Source organism: Mycetocola sp. CAN_C7 (assembly GCF_015752285.1).
Classification (GTDB): domain Bacteria; phylum Actinomycetota; class Actinomycetes; order Actinomycetales; family Microbacteriaceae; genus Mycetocola_A.
Genome location: NZ_JADOUY010000002.1, coordinates 82,916 through 100,062, shown reverse-complemented (window position 1 = coordinate 100,062; position 17,147 = coordinate 82,916). Strand labels below are relative to the sequence as shown.

General features: G+C 65.7%; 19 protein-coding genes. 10 read left to right on the top strand and 9 right to left on the bottom strand.

Annotated elements, in window-relative coordinates; all coding sequences use genetic code 11:
• Positions 1 to 14: 14 nt before the first annotated feature.
• The 4 genes from ligD to IWX78_RS04115 form a co-directional block, all read right to left on the bottom strand.
• Entirely contained in the window at positions 15 to 1,064 is a 1,050-nt protein-coding gene (ligD, locus tag IWX78_RS04130; protein WP_196832203.1) for a non-homologous end-joining DNA ligase, read from the bottom strand.
• 152 nt (positions 1,065 to 1,216) lie between these two features.
• Positions 1,217 to 2,245 (bottom strand): ScyD/ScyE family protein, encoded by a 1,029-nt coding sequence (locus IWX78_RS04125; protein ID WP_196832202.1) that lies wholly within the window; start codon positions 2,243 to 2,245, stop codon positions 1,217 to 1,219.
• Positions 2,246 to 2,429: 184 nt separating this feature from the next.
• Complete coding sequence (locus IWX78_RS04120) at positions 2,430 to 2,918, bottom strand: GNAT family N-acetyltransferase (protein WP_442929204.1); 489 nt, start codon at positions 2,916 to 2,918, stop codon at positions 2,430 to 2,432.
• A 4-nt stretch (positions 2,919 to 2,922) separates the two neighbouring features.
• Positions 2,923 to 3,492: a GNAT family N-acetyltransferase gene (locus IWX78_RS04115; RefSeq protein ID WP_196832201.1), complete on the bottom strand. Its 570-nt coding sequence runs from the start codon at positions 3,490 to 3,492 to the stop codon at positions 2,923 to 2,925.
• 76 nt (positions 3,493 to 3,568) lie between these two features.
• Here IWX78_RS04115 and IWX78_RS04110 point away from each other — a divergent pair, with 76 nt between their 5' ends.
• Entirely contained in the window at positions 3,569 to 4,078 is a 510-nt protein-coding gene (locus IWX78_RS04110; protein WP_196832200.1) for an ASCH domain-containing protein, read from the top strand.
• Positions 4,079 to 4,093: 15 nt separating this feature from the next.
• On the opposite strand, the gene IWX78_RS04105 is transcribed toward IWX78_RS04110, so the two are convergent.
• The 3 genes from IWX78_RS04105 to IWX78_RS04095 form a co-directional block, all read right to left on the bottom strand.
• Positions 4,094 to 4,594, bottom strand: a complete 501-nt coding sequence (locus tag IWX78_RS04105) for a nitroreductase family deazaflavin-dependent oxidoreductase (RefSeq protein ID WP_196832199.1) — start codon at positions 4,592 to 4,594, stop codon at positions 4,094 to 4,096.
• 96 nt (positions 4,595 to 4,690) lie between these two features.
• Complete coding sequence (locus IWX78_RS04100; RefSeq protein WP_196832198.1) at positions 4,691 to 5,491, bottom strand: class I SAM-dependent methyltransferase; 801 nt, start codon at positions 5,489 to 5,491, stop codon at positions 4,691 to 4,693.
• Positions 5,492 to 5,530: 39 nt separating this feature from the next.
• Entirely contained in the window at positions 5,531 to 6,304 is a 774-nt protein-coding gene (locus tag IWX78_RS04095) for a class I SAM-dependent methyltransferase (RefSeq protein ID WP_196832197.1), read from the bottom strand.
• A 110-nt stretch (positions 6,305 to 6,414) separates the two neighbouring features.
• Here IWX78_RS04095 and IWX78_RS04090 point away from each other — a divergent pair, with 110 nt between their 5' ends.
• Genes IWX78_RS04090 through IWX78_RS16335 form a run of 3 tightly spaced genes read left to right on the top strand, consistent with a single transcriptional unit; the run spans position 6,415 to position 7,448 of the window.
• The gene (locus IWX78_RS04090; RefSeq protein ID WP_196832708.1) at positions 6,415 to 6,765 is read left to right on the top strand and encodes an ArsR/SmtB family transcription factor; all 351 of its coding nucleotides are present in this window, start codon (positions 6,415 to 6,417) and stop codon (positions 6,763 to 6,765) included.
• Complete coding sequence (locus IWX78_RS04085; protein WP_196832196.1) at positions 6,762 to 7,262, top strand: SRPBCC family protein; 501 nt, start codon at positions 6,762 to 6,764, stop codon at positions 7,260 to 7,262. The genes IWX78_RS04090 and IWX78_RS04085 overlap by 4 nt, the downstream gene beginning before the upstream one ends.
• 60 nt (positions 7,263 to 7,322) lie before the next feature.
• Positions 7,323 to 7,448 (top strand): hypothetical protein, encoded by a 126-nt coding sequence (locus IWX78_RS16335; protein ID WP_334684554.1) that lies wholly within the window; start codon positions 7,323 to 7,325, stop codon positions 7,446 to 7,448.
• 81 nt (positions 7,449 to 7,529) lie between these two features.
• On the opposite strand, the gene msrA is transcribed toward IWX78_RS16335, so the two are convergent.
• Entirely contained in the window at positions 7,530 to 8,051 is a 522-nt protein-coding gene (gene msrA, locus IWX78_RS04080; protein WP_196832195.1) for a peptide-methionine (S)-S-oxide reductase MsrA, read from the bottom strand.
• Between the two features lie 162 nt (positions 8,052 to 8,213).
• Here msrA and IWX78_RS04075 point away from each other — a divergent pair, with 162 nt between their 5' ends.
• The 6 genes from IWX78_RS04075 (at position 8,214) to IWX78_RS04050 (ending at position 15,149) form a co-directional block, all read left to right on the top strand.
• Complete coding sequence (locus IWX78_RS04075) at positions 8,214 to 8,504, top strand: DUF4287 domain-containing protein (protein WP_196832194.1); 291 nt, start codon at positions 8,214 to 8,216, stop codon at positions 8,502 to 8,504.
• An 80-nt stretch (positions 8,505 to 8,584) separates the two neighbouring features.
• Positions 8,585 to 10,384, top strand: coding sequence for a DEAD/DEAH box helicase (locus IWX78_RS04070; RefSeq protein ID WP_196832193.1), 1,800 nt, complete (start codon positions 8,585 to 8,587; stop codon positions 10,382 to 10,384).
• 43 nt (positions 10,385 to 10,427) lie between these two features.
• Positions 10,428 to 11,513 (top strand): NYN domain-containing protein, encoded by a 1,086-nt coding sequence (locus IWX78_RS04065; protein WP_196832192.1) that lies wholly within the window; start codon positions 10,428 to 10,430, stop codon positions 11,511 to 11,513.
• Positions 11,514 to 11,582: 69 nt separating this feature from the next.
• On the top strand, positions 11,583 to 13,499 hold the full coding sequence (gene nhaA / locus IWX78_RS04060; protein WP_334684553.1) for a Na+/H+ antiporter NhaA: 1,917 nt from the start codon (positions 11,583 to 11,585) through the stop codon (positions 13,497 to 13,499).
• Between the two features lie 102 nt (positions 13,500 to 13,601).
• Positions 13,602 to 14,171 (top strand): hypothetical protein, encoded by a 570-nt coding sequence (locus IWX78_RS04055; protein ID WP_196832191.1) that lies wholly within the window; start codon positions 13,602 to 13,604, stop codon positions 14,169 to 14,171.
• A gap of 294 nt (positions 14,172 to 14,465) precedes the next feature.
• Positions 14,466 to 15,149 carry a hypothetical protein gene (locus IWX78_RS04050; protein WP_196832190.1) on the top strand — a complete coding sequence of 228 codons (684 nt, stop codon included), beginning with the start codon at positions 14,466 to 14,468 and terminating at the stop codon, positions 15,147 to 15,149.
• Positions 15,150 to 15,191: 42 nt separating this feature from the next.
• On the opposite strand, the gene IWX78_RS04045 is transcribed toward IWX78_RS04050, so the two are convergent.
• Positions 15,192 to 17,132, bottom strand: coding sequence for a glycoside hydrolase family 127 protein (locus IWX78_RS04045; protein ID WP_196832189.1), 1,941 nt, complete (start codon positions 17,130 to 17,132; stop codon positions 15,192 to 15,194).
• Between the last annotated feature and the right edge of the window lie 15 nt (positions 17,133 to 17,147).

The window sequence follows — 17,147 nt, the reverse complement described above, 5'->3', positions numbered from 1 at the left end:
GGAGTCCGGGCGGGTCAGGTCGTCTTCTTGTCGTCGCCGTCCCAGTTGTCTGCGTTCTTCTTGCTCGGCTGGACCCGCGGTGGCTCGCCCGGCATCTTGGGAAAATCAGGCGGGAACGGCAGCTCCCCGAGACCATTGGACAGATCCTTCTCCCACCATTCGAGGAGCACATCCGTCGTACCCGGCTTATCGTGCATGTGCTCCCACGGATCGCCGACCGTGCGCAGGCGTTCAGGCAGGGTGAGGATCGTGAACGCTGTCGGGTCGGCGCCGTCAAGCTCGTCCCAGCCGAGCGGGCACGACACCGGCGCGTGTGGCAGGGCCCGGGGGCTGTACGCGCCAGCAATCGTGCGGTCGCGGTTCGCCTGGTTGTAGTCCACGAAGATCCGTGACCCGCGTTCTTCCTTCCACCAGTTGGTGGTGACCTTTTCCGGCATCCGTCGTTCCAGTTCCCTCGCAGCCGCGATGACGGCGTGACGCACGTCAAGGAACTCGCGTGTCGGTTCGATCGGCGCGAAGACGTGGATGCCGCGGTTGCCGCTGGTCTTGACGAAGGCGGTCAGGCCGGCCTCTTCGAGCACCGAGCGCAGCTCGAAGGCGGCGGGAACGGCATCACCGAAGTCGGTGCCGGGTTGCGGGTCGAGGTCGATGCGCAGCTGGTCGGGGTTGTCGGAGTTCTCGGCACGCGACGGCCACGGGTGGAAGACGATCGTGTTCATCTGGGCCGCCCACACCGCTGCGGCGGGCTCGTCGAGAACGAGTTGCGGGTGGGATCGCGCACTCGGGTACACCACCGGCACCGACCGGACGAAGTCTGGCGCCCCTTTCGGCGGGTTCTTGGAGAAGAACTGTTCGCCGTCGATACCGCCGGGGAACCTTTGCAGGGAGACCGGGCGATCGCCATTGGCCCGGATGAACGCGTCGCCGACCTCGACGAGATACCGGGCAAGGTCGAGTTTCGTGATGCCGGGTTCAGACCAGAGAACTCTGCCCGGGCTCGAGATGCGCACCTCGCGCTCACCGTTGGGGCCGGGGACTGCAAGGAGAACTGCGTCGTTTGCCATGGCGTTCAAGATACTCGGGGGGCGCCGCACGGGGCTACCGCTCGAGGCGCCCTGAGCGCCTGAGGAGGGATGCCCCGGTGGAACGATCGACCTGATCGCAGCGCAGAGCGGACCCCCTCGCCGCGAGGCTCGTGGGTCCGCTCCGTGAGCAATCAGTGGTGACCGTGTCCGCGGCAGTCCCCCTTCCCTGACACGTTCGTGATTTTCAGCACGTCACCATTCAGCGTCACGACGTAGGCGTTGTTCTTCACGAGTTCGACCGAAGTCGGCCAGTCAAGTGCTCCGGCGACCACCGAGAAGGTGCCGTTGCGGTTCACGGTCAGCAGTTCACCGCTGTCCGGCAGACCGGGCGCGCCCTCGGGCACATCCCCTGCCGAATCACCCTGAGACAGCGCGAAGAGCTTGCCGCATCGGTTGAGCTCCACGTCGACGAGGAGGCTGTAGCCGGATGCCACGACACGGACGGCTGACGATGGTGACGTCAGTGGGAAGGACACCACTCTGCCGTCGGCGGGGGCATGGGGTGTCGGACCCGCCTCAGCCATGTACACGGTGCGACCCGAGACGGCGAGTCCGGTCGGCACGATGTTGTCGAACGTCCTGAGCTCCGAGATCGCACCGGTGCGCGTGACCGATAGCACCCGGTTGTGGTGTCCGTCGGTGACGAGGAACCCTCCCCTGATCGGCTGGAAGGCGAACTGAAGTCCGCTCGGAACGAAGAAAGCGGTCTCTGGCGGATGGTCGACCGACCATTGCCCGATGTCGGCGACGAGCTCTGACGTGGTGCGACCGGTGATCCGGTAGATCCCGCTGATGCCCGTACCGCCGAACGAGTACTCGTCGACGAGAGTGACGAGGGCGTATGCCGTACGTCCGACGAAAGCGACGTCCATCAGGCCGCCCAGATCGCCGACCCGCTCAGGCAGACCGCTGGCAAATGTCGATGTCCGGCCGGTTCTCAGGTCGACTCGCGTGATCTCGCCGGTGACACCTTCGGGAACGTAGAGCGCACCGTCAGGACCGATGGTGCTCCCTGATGTGCCTTCCAGCCCCGAAGCGAGAACGGAGACGGTCGATGAATGGTGCCTCGGTGTCGCCGAAGCGGCGCTCGGCACAACGAGTGCCGGCAGGAGAAGTGCCGCGATGGCGGCACCGAACAACGCTGTTCGTGAGGTTTTCATGGGATTCTTTCCGGTGGATTTCTGACGTGACCGGATGATCGGGGGTGCGGGAAGGCCATCCAGGCGTTCGTCGCTTCCTGCTCTCTGGCCACAGGATTCAGGAGCTGCAGCGCGGTGTTGACGCGCCTATAGTGCTCCGCAGGTGCGCCGTCGTCAAGCCTCCCCCACGGCAGGACGACGGATGTCAGAGGGCGAGCTTGAACCCGGTGTGCGACTGCTCGAAGCCCAACCGTTCATAGAATCGGTGCGCTTCGGTCCGCGACCGGTCCGAGGTCAGCTGCACGAGCGTCACACCGCGTCGTCTGCCCTCATCGACAGCCCACTCGATCATCGCGCCGCCGATCCCCCGACCGCGAAGGTCGGAATGGACACGGACGGCCTCGATCTGCAGACGGGTCGCCCCTGCCCGGGCCAGACCGGGGAGAAATGTCAGCTGCATCGTGGCGACGACCGCCCCGCCGGCATCCGTTCCGACGACGAGAAGGTGCGCAGGGTCATTGTCGATCGCGTGGAACGCCCGCTCGTACCCGGCGCGGTCGATCTCAGCCGTCGACTCGACCGCGGCGCGCAACCGATCCGCGGCCAGAAGCGCGACGATACCGTGAACATCCGCGGCGACGGCGCGACGCAGGGTGATCGCTTCGCCGTCAGGGCCGATCGTTGTCAGGGGCACACTGTCATTCTCGCAGTGGTGACGCGTGATCCGATCGCCCTGCCCGGCTGTCGCGGAGGCGGCGCAGGTCGAACCGCCAGGCGTTCACTCGGATGGGGGTGCCCGGTGGATACTCGAAATCCTCTGCTCCGCTGAGTTCGAATCCGACCGTACGGCAGAGCGCGTTCGATGCCGCGTTGTCGACACGCGGAAACGCGACGACAGTGTCACGGTCTCCCTGTTCCGCTGCATACGCGAGACAGGCCGACAGCCCGCCGGCCCCGTAACCGTGCCCCTGATACGCGGTAGCAACACTCCAACCGGACTCGTACACGGGAGTGTCGTGCCAGGTGGTCGTCCAATACCCGACCGAGCCGACCGCCTCGCCCAACCCATCGACACGGATCGTGAACATGCGGGCTTCGCCTGATTCCCAGAGCCTGAGAAACTTCGCGTGACGTTCGATGACCTTCTCCGGGCTTTCCGGCCCGCCGATGAACACGGTCATCTCAGGTGTATTGCTGCGCTCGATCACGGGCAGGTCGTCGGCACTCCAGGGCGCGATCCTCACTGAGACGCCATCGCTGCGATTCATGACGCGAGCTTAGAACAGACCGCCGACAGGGTGACCGGTCGCTCCTGACAGGGAGCGGGTCTGAAACACTGAACACATGGCCGATGTCGAGATTCCCCTGTCCACACCCGACCTCTCTGCCGGGGCCGCCTTCTGGGGCGACTACTCCGCCGCCCATCCCGACATCGTCCGCACCTGCCCCGAATACACTGTCGAGCACTTCGGGAACTCGGCGCGGCTCGCAGACGCGCTCCTTCATGAGGTGACCCACGGCGTCAAACGGGCCACCGCCGAGCTCGCCGCCCAGTATGCGGTTGACGAAGATCCACTGCCCCGGGTCGGTTCGCACTGGATCGCGTGCGACAGCACCGGGGTTCCCCGCATCATCATGCGGAGCATCGAGCTCCGACTCGGCACGTTCGACTCGGTCGACGACGCGTTCGCCTTCGACGAAGGTGAGGACGACAGGACGCTCGCCAGTTGGCGGCGGGAACACGCGAAATACTGGACCAGCACCTGTGCTGCCCGCGGCGTCGCCTGGAGCGAAGACGACGAGATCGTGTTTGAACGATTCCGGGTGGTCTGGCCGCCCGAGTTCGCGGACTGACGCACTGGACCCCGGTCAGTGCTCCTCGAGCACGGCGACGGGTTGCAGGAGAAACAGCCTGACCGTGCGACCGGAGGAACGCTCGTAGGAGCGGTATCCGGGCCACTGTCGTTCGATGCGCGCCCAGACGGATTCCCTCTCGCCATCGGAAATCTCGGATGCCCGGACAGCGAACCGCCGCGTCCGCACCGTGATCACGGCATCGGGGTTCGCCATCAGGTTGTACGTCCATGACGGATGCCGTTCGCGGGCGAAACTCGTTCCGGCGACGATGGCGCGTCCACGACCGTCGGGCGTGTACATCAGGACGGTCTCGCGCACCTCACCGCTTTTCGCTCCGATCGAAGAGAGGACGAGGGAGGGGACGAGTAGTCCGCTCACCTGGACTCGCCCGCCCGAGAGTCTCTTCAGGATCCGTTCGAGCGGGGGTAACAGCATCGGACCGAACCGCCGGAACGTGCGCGTGCGGCTGATCGGTGCTGCGAGATTGCGAACCATTCGGAGGACGACGGGCATGCTTCATTGTGATCCATGTCGAGCCTCGGGTGGTGGAGAACAGCCCTCGCGACGCCCTGTGGCTTGTTCGGGGATCTGCGCACTCGGCGCGCGAGGTCACTCCATCGTTCCCCTCACCGCCCACACCCGGGCGACGAGTGAGATCGAACCGTCCGCCTGCATGGGCAATCGTGCTCTGAGCCGATCCCGCAGAGCGTCTCGGCTGGCGCCATCAAGTGACATCACGTAACCAGGGGCGACGCCCTGACCTCCGAGGAATGGCTCCCAGTAGTCGTCGAAGTCCGCGAACTCGGTGGCAATGTCGATTGCCGCGACATCCACATCGACGAGTCCTGCCGAGGCGAACAACACTCGCAACGCTCGCGGGTTGCACATCTCGAAGCGGGAGGCCTCATCCAGACTCTCCGCCGAAGGATCCTGCTCGATGGCCGCTGCCCAGAAGTACCGCATCAGTTCCATCCGATCGCCGTAATCCCACACGTATGCGGCGATGTGGCCACCATGCCGGCAGACCCTCGTCATCTCGGCGAGAGCCGAGGCGGCATCCGGAACGAAATTCAACACCAGACCCGAGACAACGGCATCGACCGACCGGTCGGTCAGCGGGATCGCTTCGGCCGATCCGGAGCGCAGCCTGGCGCGCCCGCCCAGGCTGGCCCGGGCTGCGGAGAGAAAGCCCTCAGACGGCTCGACTCCGTCGAGCGACCGGGGCTCACAGGCATCGGCGACGGCTGCAGTGAGCGCACCGGTTCCGCAGCCGACATCGAGCCACCGGCGACCGGGCGGAATGTCCAGCCAGGAGAGAAATACCGGCGCAACGCGTCGACTCCATCGACCGACGTAGCGTTCGTATGCACTGCCGTGGCCCCAGATTCCCGGGGACGCCCCACCGCTCATCGGCTCTCACCTCATCTGCCTTCAGCGAGTGACTCCATGCTACGCGCGAGCGACCGACACCAGTGGGGTGCGAGCGATCACATATCGGAATGCGTTGGCCAGCCGGTACCCCCCGTCACCGGTGCGGAAAGAGCGCGCAGCCTCGATCACCGTCGCGGCACCCGCGGCACGTCCGACGGCATCCTCGCCCATCAGCACACCGCGCACGAGCCGATCGTCGCCTGGTACGGCCCACGGCACGTCGATCAGTCCGCACTCGAGCAGATCGAGCCCGGCATCGGCGATGAGGCGCTCCAGTCCCCCTGGGAGCCGAAGTTCGCCGTCGGGTAGGAGCTCCTCGTCGTACGATGCTGCCACCGCCGACTCGATGACGTTGAGGTCGTTGAGCTCTCCCTCAGCCCAGTTCGCAATCACGATGCGACCACCCGGCACAGCAACCCGGGTGAGCTCGGACAGAGCCGCATCGGTGTCGTCGGCGAAGTGCAGAGCGTTGACGGCCGCGACGACGTCGAATGACCGCTCGGGCCATGGCAACGACTCGGCGCCCCCCAACCGGATGTCTGCTCTCGGTACCCGCGACCTGGCGAGATCGATCATTCCAGGAGCAGGGTCGATTCCTGAGGTGATGGCGCCGACCCGGTCGAGCATGACCAGAAACTCCCCACTGCCGCAGCCCACATCGAGCACGCGAGATCCGGGCTGGATGCCTGCGGCGTCGATGAATCGCTGTCTGGCTGGTTCTGCGAACGAGCCCCAGAGCTCCGCCCACTCGGAGGCGACAGCAGACCACGCATCACCGGTGCCACCGTCCACTGAGCCCTCCTCCATGCGCACGGATCCAGAGACCCTTTCCTCGGCGGTCACCCTAGCAGTGGCCGGTCACCTCTGGTGCTCTCAGTCGACTCGTGCTAACGTACAACCAAATGGTTGTACATAAATTGAGCGACACCGAGGTGGACCGCATCTTCCAGGCCCTGGCAGATGCGACTCGCCGCGACATCGTCAGCCGGACGTTGACGCGTGAGCAATCGGTTTCAGCTCTCGCGCAGCACTACGCCATGAGCTTCGCTGCCGTGCAGAAGCACGTCGCTGTGCTCGAGCGCGCGATGCTCATCACCAAAGAACGACGAGGACGAGAGCAGATCGTATACGGCAACGTCGAGTCTCTCCGTCGGGCAGCACATCTGCTCGGCGCATTTGAAAAGATCTGGCACGACCGTGCCATCAGGATCGGCGAGCTTCTGGCCGATCCGCAGAACGGAGAAGAACAATGACTGTAGTCAGCTCGCACAATGACGTCGAAAACCTCACACTCATCTTCACCGCGGAGTTCGACACGAACGTCGACCGCGTCTGGCAGGTCTGGGAAGACCCGCGGCAGCTCGAACGCTGGTGGGGTCCACCGACCTGGCCGGCCACGTTCGATCGACTTGAACTCAGGCCAGGGGGCGACGCCCGCTATTACATGACAGGACCGGAGGGCCAGAAGGCCCACGGTTGGTGGAAGGTTCTCGCCATCGATGTCTCGAAACGGCTGGAGTTCGACGACGGTTTCGCTGGAGAAGACGGCGAGCCACTCGACCTGGACGACACAACCCGTTGCGTCGTGACCTTCGAGGAAGATGGCGGGCTCACGCGGATGACATCCGTCACAACGTTCACGAGCGTCGAACAACTCGAGCGGATGTCCGAGATGGGCATGATCGAAGGTATGACGCTCGCCCTGGGCCAGATCGACGGCATCCTCGCCGAGTCGACCGTCACATACTGAACTCGCGCTCAAGCGCGGTGGCGGTGGCGCTCTCGCCGCCCAGCACCCTAGGGTGTGAGCATGAGCAACCACGTTCCGACCTGGCCCGCACGAGCGGGCGTTCCCGGCCTCATCCTCTGGACGAGCGTCGTCGTCGCCCTCGGCGCCGGGGGCTGGTTTCTGTTCACGATTCTCACCGGCTCCTAACATTCCCGAACCCGGCGGCAGGTGAGCCGAAACCGACGAAAACGCCCCTCAAGCAGCTGCTCGAGGGGCGTTTTCGATGAATCAGCCGGCGATCTCGGCCTCCCGGCGCGGGAGCTTCCAGCCCGGTCGCACGAAGTGGCAGGTGTAGCCGTGGGGGTACTTCACCAGATAATCCTGGTGCTCTTCCTCTGCCTCCCAGAACGGACCAGCAGCAGTCACCTCGGTGACGACCGTGCCGGGCCAGAGGCCAGAGGCGTCGACGTCGGCGATGGTATCGAGCGCGACACGCTTCTGCTCCTCGCTGAGGTAGAAGATCGCTGAGCGGTAGCTCGCGCCGACGTCGTTGCCCTGACGGTCCCTGGTCGACGGGTCGTGGATCTGGAAAAAGAACTCAAGCAGGTCGCGGAACGAGATCTGCTCCGGGTCAAAGACGATCTCGACGGCCTCGGCATGGTTGCCGTGGTTGCGGTACGTCGCGTTAGGGGTTTCCCCTCCCGAGTAGCCGACGCGGGTCGAGATCACTCCCGGGCGCTTGCGCAGGAGCTCCTGCGCTCCCCAGAAACATCCGCCGGCGAGAATCGCGGTTTCGGTGGTACCGGTCATGTGTGGCCTCCTCAGTGTTGAACCCTGTCCATTGTCGGGCATGGGCACGCTGAAGAGAACAGCGGCGGGCCGGTTGCTGTTCCCCGTTTCCTGAGTGCGCGCCGGGAGTTCCACGGCATGATGGGAACACGAGCCGGCACAGCACACGGAGGGACGAGACGGATGTCATTTCAGGCCTATCTGGACACCATCGAAACGAAGACCGGGCTCACGCCCCGCGAACTGATGGCTGTCGCGCAGGAGCGGGAAATCGCGCAACAGCCGGTGAAGGCGGCGGACGTCGTGGACTGGTTTGCGACGGACTATGGGCTCGGCCGCGGCCACGCGATGGCCTTCGTTCACGTGCTGAAGAACGGCGCACTGATCTCGGACACGCACGTCGGCACGACGGGGACGCACCGTGACGCCACAGATGAATTGTGGCTCGACGGTCAGGCGACGAACCCGAACTGAGAACCGGATGCCGGCCCACGCGCGTGCGCGAAGCATCCGTCACAACGCTTCTGCACCCGCACTGGGCTACCGTTAGTCCTATGACTTCCCCTGAAACCTCCGCGCCGAGCGACGAGAAGACCGCCGGCCAGACTTTTTCCGAGCTCGGGCTCGATGACGCGGTGCTCAAAGCGCTGCGGGACGTTGGATACGAGACGCCGTCTGCGATCCAGGCCGCGACCATCCCGCCGCTCCTCGCCGGCCGCGACGTCGTCGGCCTCGCCCAGACCGGCACCGGCAAGACGGCCGCGTTCGCGCTGCCGATCCTGTCGCGCCTCGACCTGTCACAGAAGACCCCGCAGGCGCTCGTGCTCGCTCCGACCCGCGAGCTCGCACTGCAGGTCTGTGAAGCGTTCGAGAAGTACGCGTCGCACCTCAAGGGTGTCCACGTCCTTCCCGTCTACGGTGGCCAGGGCTACGGTGTGCAGCTTTCAGCGCTCCGCCGCGGCGTCCACGTCGTCGTCGGTACGCCCGGCCGCATCATGGATCACCTCGACAAGGGCACCCTTGATCTCTCCGAGTTGAAGTACCTCGTGCTCGATGAGGCAGACGAGATGCTGAAAATGGGCTTCGCCGAGGACGTCGAGACGATTCTCGCCGACACCCCTGACGACAAGCAGGTCGCGCTATTCTCGGCGACGATGCCTGCGCAGATCCGTCGGATTTCGGCCAAGTACCTGCACGACCCCGAAGAGATCACGGTCAAGAACAAGACCACCACCTCGGTCAACACGACCCAGCGCTACCTCGTCGTGTCGTACCCGCAGAAGGTGGATGCTCTCACCCGCATTCTCGAGGTCGAAAACTTCGAGGGCATGATCGTTTTCACCCGCACCAAGAACGAGACCGAGACCCTCGCCGAGAAGCTGCGGGCACGCGGCTACTCCGCTGCAGCCATCAACGGCGACGTCGTGCAGGCCCAGCGTGAGCGCACCGTGAACCAGCTGAAGTCAGGCAAGCTCGACATCCTCGTCGCGACCGACGTCGCCGCTCGCGGCCTCGACGTCGAGCGGATCAGCCACGTCGTCAACTACGACATCCCGATCGACACCGAGTCGTACGTGCACCGCATCGGCCGCACCGGTCGTGCGGGGCGAAGCGGAACGGCAATCAGCTTCGTCACCCCACGTGAACGCCGTCTGCTGACCGCCATCGAGAAGGCGACACGTCAGCCGCTGACGCAGATGCAGCTCCCCAGCGTCGACGACGTCAACGCCACCCGACTGACCCGATTCGATGATGCGATCACCGAGGCGCTCGGCCAGGAAGACCGCATCAACCGCTTCCGCGAGATCATCGGCCATTACATGTCACACCATGACGTGCCCGAGGTCGACGTCGCCGCTGCCCTCGCTGTCGTCGCCCAGGGCGAGTCGCCGCTCCTGCTCTCGGCAGAAGACGAGCGGGCCCGGCGCCGTGAGCAGGAATTCGAGCGCGACCGGACGGCATCCCGCGAGCGTTCACGCGATGACCGCGGCGGACGCAGCGACCGCGGCGGGCGAGATGACAGGGGCGACCGTCCGGAGCGTCGCCCGCGCACGGGCGACTCGCCGTTCGCGACCTACCGGATCGCCGTCGGCAAGCGTCAGAAGGTCGAACCGCGCCAGATCGTCGGCGCTATCGCCAATGAGGGCGGCCTGAGCCGTAATGACTTCGGTCACATCGACATCCGTCCCGACTTCTCGCTCGTCGAGCTGCCGGCGAATCTTTCCGACGACGTGCTCAACAGCCTCGCGGCGACGCGGATCGGCGGCAAGCTCATCGAGATGCGGCCAGACCGCGGCGGCCCGGCGAAGCGCGACGACCGCTCCGAGCGACCGGCCCGCAAGCCGCGGAGCTGACCAGACCGGCCCGAACGCCCCACCCCCATTGAGAAGAGCGAGCATGCCAGAACCCGTCGACTCTCGCGTCGCGGTCTATATCGACTTCGATAACATCGTGATCTCGCGGTATGACCAGGTCCACGGTCGCAGCCAGTTCATGCGTGACCGCGGCCGTGGATTCAGCGCGGCCGACCGTGAAGCCGATCCCGAGATCGCGGAGAAGCTCGGGCGGGCGACCGTCGATGTGGGCGCGATCATCGATTTCGCGTCCTCGTTCGGCACACTCGTCCTCACCCGCGCATACGCTGACTGGTCGGCGCCGGTGAACGCCGACTACCGTGGCCAGCTCGTCAGCCGTGCCGTCGACCTGGTGCAGCTCTTCCCTGCCGCCGCGTACGCGAAGAATGGCGCAGACATCCGTCTCGCCGTCGACACGGTGGAAGACATGTTCCGGCTACCCGATCTGACCCATGTGATCATCGTGGCCGGCGACTCGGACTACATCGCGCTTGCTCAGCGCTGCAAACGACTCGGCCGGTACGTCGTCGGCATCGGCGTAGCGGGGTCGACCAGCCGGTCGCTCGCCGCTGCATGCGACGAGTTCGCCACCTACGACGCTCTGCCCGGTGTGAAGCCGATCGCTCCCGCGCCGATCGTCGAAGTGAAGGACAAGCGCGAACCGGCGGCATCCCGACCATCTCGGACCCGCAAGACCGATCAGACAACGGATGCCGCTCCTGACACCGCGACACCGGACGCCGCGAAGGAACCCGCGTCACCGACCGCGCCGCTGTTCTCCGACCCCGACTCCGCGACCGCCCCGCCGAAACGTCGGGCCTCGCGGAGAGCCAAGTCTCCCGATCCTGTCCCAGAAGAGGAGCTCGAGGTCGAGCCGGACCCGCAGGATGTGGCGACCGGCCTGCTCGAACGGGCCCTGCGGCTCGGGCACGAGAAGGACGACGCCGACTGGCTCCACAGTTCGAACGTGAAGACGCAGATGAAACGCATGGACCCGTCGTTCAGTGAGAAAGCGCTCGGATTCCGTTCGTTCTCTGACTTCGTGAAATCACGCGAAACGGTCGCCGAACTCGACGAAACGAGCACGGCGCGACTGGTCAGGCTCGCTCCGGCGCTGTCGGAGAACTGACCGCGGCGGTGATGCCGCCGCCGACACCGGTCGCCTGACAACGGGCCACACAGGGCTAGTCTCTTCTCATTGCTTCCCTGCGACCCGCCGGAGACCCCCATCGACGCCTCGACACGACGCTCCACCCCAGCGGCGAGAGCCGACCATCGCTTTCCCCGGTGGATCACGATTCCCGGAGCTGGGCTCACAGGCCACTCCCTCGAGAAGATCTCGGCCGCCCTGCTGCTGCTGTTCACCGTGATCGCCCTGGTCTGGGCGAACTCCCCGCTCAGCACCGGCTACGACGAGTTCTGGGAATCGAGCTTCGACATCCGCGCGGGCGACGTCGTCATTCAGATGACGTTCCACAGCGTCGTCAACGATGCTCTGATGGCGTTCTTCTTCTTCGCCGTCGGCCTCGAGGTCAAACGGGAGTTCGCCATCGGCGAGCTGACCGACCGCACCCGTGCCGTCGTACCGATCATCGCCGCACTCGCGGGCCTGGTGGTCCCAGCGGGGATCTTCCTCCTCCTCAACCCCAGCGGTGAAGATGCCCGGGCGTGGGGGGTCGTGATCTCCTCCGACACGGCATTCCTTCTCGGAGCGCTGGCCATCGTCGGTCCGACGTTCCCCGCGAGGCTCCGTGTCTTCCTCCTGACGCTCGCGGTCGTCGATGACGTCGGTGCGCTGGGCGCCATCGCCGTGTTCTACACGGAACAGGTCGACCTTGTGCCGCTCGTGATCTCCGTGGTCCTGCTCGGCCTGGTCGTTCTCGTCCGCTTTCTTCCGGTGGGTCGAGGCCCTGCATACACAGTCCTCAGCCTGCTGGTCTGGCTGACCCTGTACTCGTCCGGGGTCCACCCGACGCTCGCTGGCGTGGCCATCGCGCTCGTGATCCCGGTGTTTCCGCCCCGCCGCCGCGAGGTCGAGCGTGCCGCGGAACTCGCCCGCGCGTTCCGCCAGTCCCCCAGTTCGGAATATGCGGCAGCGGCATCCCGCAGTCTCAACGACTCCATCTCTGCCAACGAACGTCTGCAGATCGTGTATGCGCCGTACGTGTCGTTTCTCATCCTGCCCCTTTTCGCGCTGGCAAACGCCGGGGTCCGCCTCGACCAGGAGACGATCGGGGCTGCGCTCGGCTCCAGCCTGACCTGGGGAATCATCGCCGGACTCGTCGTCGGCAAGATCGTCGGAATCACCGGTGCGACCGCCCTTGTCAGACGGTTCGGCCTTGGCCAGCTCGCCCCCGGCCTCACCGTCGCCCGTGTTCTCGGCGGCGCGGCCCTCTCTGGCATCGGGTTCACCATCTCCCTCTTCATCGTCGACATCGCGATCTCCGACCCGCTCAAGCAGAGTGAAGCGCGCGTCGGCGTTCTCGCTGCGTCCCTGATCGCATTCGTTCTCGGCACGCTGGCGTTCCGGATCATCGACCGCGTGCAACCCGCCTCGACGATCGGTCGCACCCTCATCAGGCCGATCGACCCCGACCGGGACCACATCAAGGGGCCAGCGGATGCTCCGCTGACGCTGGTCGAGTACGGCGACTTCGAATGCCCATTCTGTAGCCGCGCGACCGGCTCGATCGACGAGGTGCGGGCTCACTACGGGCCGCGACTGCGCTACGTCTGGCGGCATCTGCCGCTGACCCGGGTGCATCCCCATGCGACCGAAGCCGCGCGGGCGAGTGAAGCTGCGGCCGCGCAGGGGGCGTTCTTTACTTTTGTTCCGCTGCTGTTCGCTCGCCAGGATCGGCTGGAGACCGACGACCTCCTCTCCTACGCGGTCGAGGCGGGTCTCGACGTCGACCGGTTTTCACACGACCTTCGGTCGGTCCGGTCGGCGAACCGCGTCGACGATGACGCGCTCGACGCCGAGATCATGGATCTCGGCACGACACCGACATTCTTCATCGGCTCGAAACGGCATCAGGGACCGTACGACGCCCAGTCCCTGATCCGGGCGCTCGACGCCTCCCTCGAGGCATCGGACGACGACCGTTCCCGCTGAGCGGAGCAGTCGGCACCCTGGCAGCATCGAGCAGAGGCCGCTCATCGACGTCCGGCGCAACTGCTGGTACCCCGTTGCGTCGATCTCCACTAGCGTCGAGCCATGACAGACGTGTGGTTGACGCCCCGCAGGGGTTTCTGGCTCGGCGTGATCCTCGCAGCAATCGGCATGCTCGGGTCGACGGTATTCCTCACGGCCGCGTTTGCTCTCGGTGGGCAGGAACTCGCCTCGAACGACGCCGTCTGGACGCTGCAGATCGCGTTTGGCGTCCTCGTTCCCCTGGGCGCTGCGTTCCTGGTCGCGTCGTTGGTGGCCGGCCGGATCGCGAGCATCGGGAAGGCTACCGGCCAGCGCGCAAACGACGCAGACGGCACTTCATCCGCGACCCGGCGGGTCTCCGCAGGAGCGGCCGTCGCCGTCGGCTGTGCGTTGCTCGTCGGGGGCCTCATCCTGGAATCACCGTTCGTGCAGCTGTACCAGAGTTCTGGGCAGCCACCCAGCGTCGAGACAGACTTTCTTCTCGTCGTCACCACACTCACCGGTCTGATGCTGCCGATCGGTGTCGTGCTCGTCCCGGCCGGCTGGCTCCTCGCGCTGCTCGACCGGATTCCGACTGTTCCCGGCTCTTCCGAGCTCGGGATCGCACGCGACAGCAGCTCCTCCGCGCTGTGACGGGCACTGTCGAAGCCGGACAAACGTGGTGACTCCGCCGACGACGACGCACTGCTTTCCGCCGAGTATCCTCTCGAGATCAGCCGGACAGCCCATCGAGCACCGGCCGACGCCGCCAGGGGAATCGTGAGGCGGTGGTGAATTGCGGGGGTTCAGGAGCGGCGCGCAGGGCATCGAGTTGATCGCCGACTCGACGGGGTACCCAGTCAACAGCGTTATGCAAACGGAACTCCCTCTCGCGATGCACTTTCCGACGGTTCGGCATACTGGGAACAGAACACGAGGGGGAAACACGTGGCATCACTGCACGGGGACGACGGCGACGCGATCAGGCCGGCTCAACGACGGACATGGCTGATCCCGACGGTGGTCATCGTCGTCGTTCTTCTCCTCGCCGGGGGCGCGATCACCGCACTGTATGTGGCGAACACCGCTACGGAGAACGACGCGGCGCCGACACCGACCGCCACGACGCGACCCACGTCCGCCGCGATTCCCACGCCGACACCGACGGCCACACCGGTTCCAACTCCGTCAGGTGCCAGCCAGCCGACGGACTGCTTCGCGATCTACCCGCAGGCCTTTCTCGACGCACAAGAGGGCGAGCCGCTCAACGACCCCAGCGTGTCTGGGACAGATATCTCCCGGTATCGGGCGATCGAGGAGATCCGCGAGACGCTCCCCGGGTTCGAATGCCACTGGGGGCTCCCCACCGAAGGCGGAGTTGCGAACGCGGTGAACACCGTCACTGCACCCGAACAGGCCCGGGTGATCACACTCCTCGAGGAGAACGAGCACGTCTGCGCTCCGGAGAACGACGGCATCGTCTGCCGCCAGTCGGAGGGCCCGATGGAGGGCTGGACTCTCGCAGAGGAGCACTTCTTCCGAGACGGACTGTGGGTCTCGACCTGGTGGGCGGGTACGCAAGGCGACATCGCAGACACGAGCGGTCCGATCTACGACACCATCTGGGGCTGAGACCGGTCCCGGCACACTGAAGGCATGCCGGCACCGTCGCTCTCATCGGCCGGTGGAGACGGAATCCGCCGACTCGAGCGGCAGCCACACCCTCATCGTCGAGGGGCCCCGGTTGGCCCACGAGTGGTACGGCAGCAGACGAACCCGCGCGGTGTCCGCGTCGAGGGTCGCGCTGTCGACACCGTAAGGCCAGGCATCGTCAGAAACAGTCAGCCGACGCGTTCCGACCGTGACAACACCGTCGTCATCGCGCAGGTCGCCCGTGACCCGTACCTCATCGACGGTGGAGACGTGTCCGGCATCCGTCGATTCGAGGCACATCACGACGGGACCTCGCTCGACGGCTCGCTGCCCTCTGAGGGCATCGATCCGTGGATCAGGCTCGGTCCAGCGGGCTTCAACCGGCAGGCTGAGCACGATTTCGTCGCCGACGGCGAACGGGCGGCGGATGTGTACCATCCCGACAGCAGCGGAGTGGGTCTCTCCATCGACGGTGATCGTCGCTGCTTCGCCCGCCCAGTGCGGGACCCGAAGAGAGAGCGTCCATTCATCCGTCAGGGTTTCCGTCACAACCACACGCACAACACCCTCGTCCGGGTAGTTCGTCTCGGTCCGGACCGCGACCCGGCCACTCGCGAGATCGGCGGATACCGTTCCAGCGGCGTACTGATGCAACTGGAGCCCTACTGCCGTCGATGTGGCGAAATAGGACCCGAGTGACGCCAGTGTGCGTGCGACGTTCGTCGGGCAGCACGACACATCGAACCACGGGGCGCGCAGACTCGACGAGGCCCGGGGGCTGGCGACGTCTGCTGCTGGGATCGACCCCGGTTCGCGCTGGTGCAGGGTGTTCGTGTAATAGAACGCCTGTCCATCTGCGGCTGGTGATGTCGCCAGCACGTTGAAGAGCGTGCGTTCGATGAGGTCGGCGTACGTCGAGTCGCCGGTCGCCAGCAGCAAACGGTAGTTGAGCATGATCGAGCCGATACCGGCACAGGTCTCCGAATAGGCGCGGTCGCTCGGGAGTTCGAAGTCCGCTCCGAACGATTCGCCCTCGTGGTGGGCACCCATCCCACCGGTGAGGTACGTCCGTCGCGCAACCGTCCGGGCGAGCTGTGCCGCCACGGCGTCGACGAGTCCGTCCTCCTCGTCCTCGATGCCCAGATCCACAGCACCCGCGGCAAGGTAGACGGCGCGAACGGCGTGGCCCCGCAGCACCTCAGCGTCCCGGACCGGCACGTCGTCCTGGTAGTAGCTGCTGCCGAGTTCGATGTCTCCGAGAACTCCGTGGCCTCGGCGGTCGATGAAGAGCCGGGCCTGATCGATGTAGCGGCTCTCGCCGGTGTACCGACCGAATTCGATGAGCGCCATCTCGACCTCCGGGTGACCGCACACGGACTCGATTCCGCCCACGCCGAAGACGTCACAGACGTGGTCAGCGGCGCGCCGTGCGAGCTGCACGAACTCATCGTCGCCGGTCGTGCGGCCCCTGGCGACCGCTGCCTGCAGCAGGTGGCCGTAGCAATAGAGCTCATGCCCCCACTGAAGATCGGAGTACCGCGGCTGCTGACCGTCACGCCCGAATCTCGTGTTGAGGTAACCGTCGGCCTCCTGCACTGGGGCGATCCGGGCAACCAGAGCCCGGAACCGTGCGTCGAGTGTGTCGTCGTGCGTGCGCCCGATCTCCCACGCCATCGCCTCCATGAGCTTGTACACGTCGGAATCGGAGAACTCCCGCCCGGCACGATCGGCGGGGAGACGCCCTTCGACGGCGGCATCGAAGTTTCCGATCCAGCCGACCTTCTCCATCCACGCCTCACAGTGGGCGATGATGGCTGACGCGTTCAGGCTCTGTTTGTCTGCCCAGAACCCGCCATCGATCGTCACCTGCGACAGGGCGAGCGGACGGAGCGCACCGTGAGACGGATCGACGGGAAGCGAAGCGATTGTGGTCGTGGTCGTGGTGTCAGTACGCGTTGGCATGAGGTCTCCAGTTCG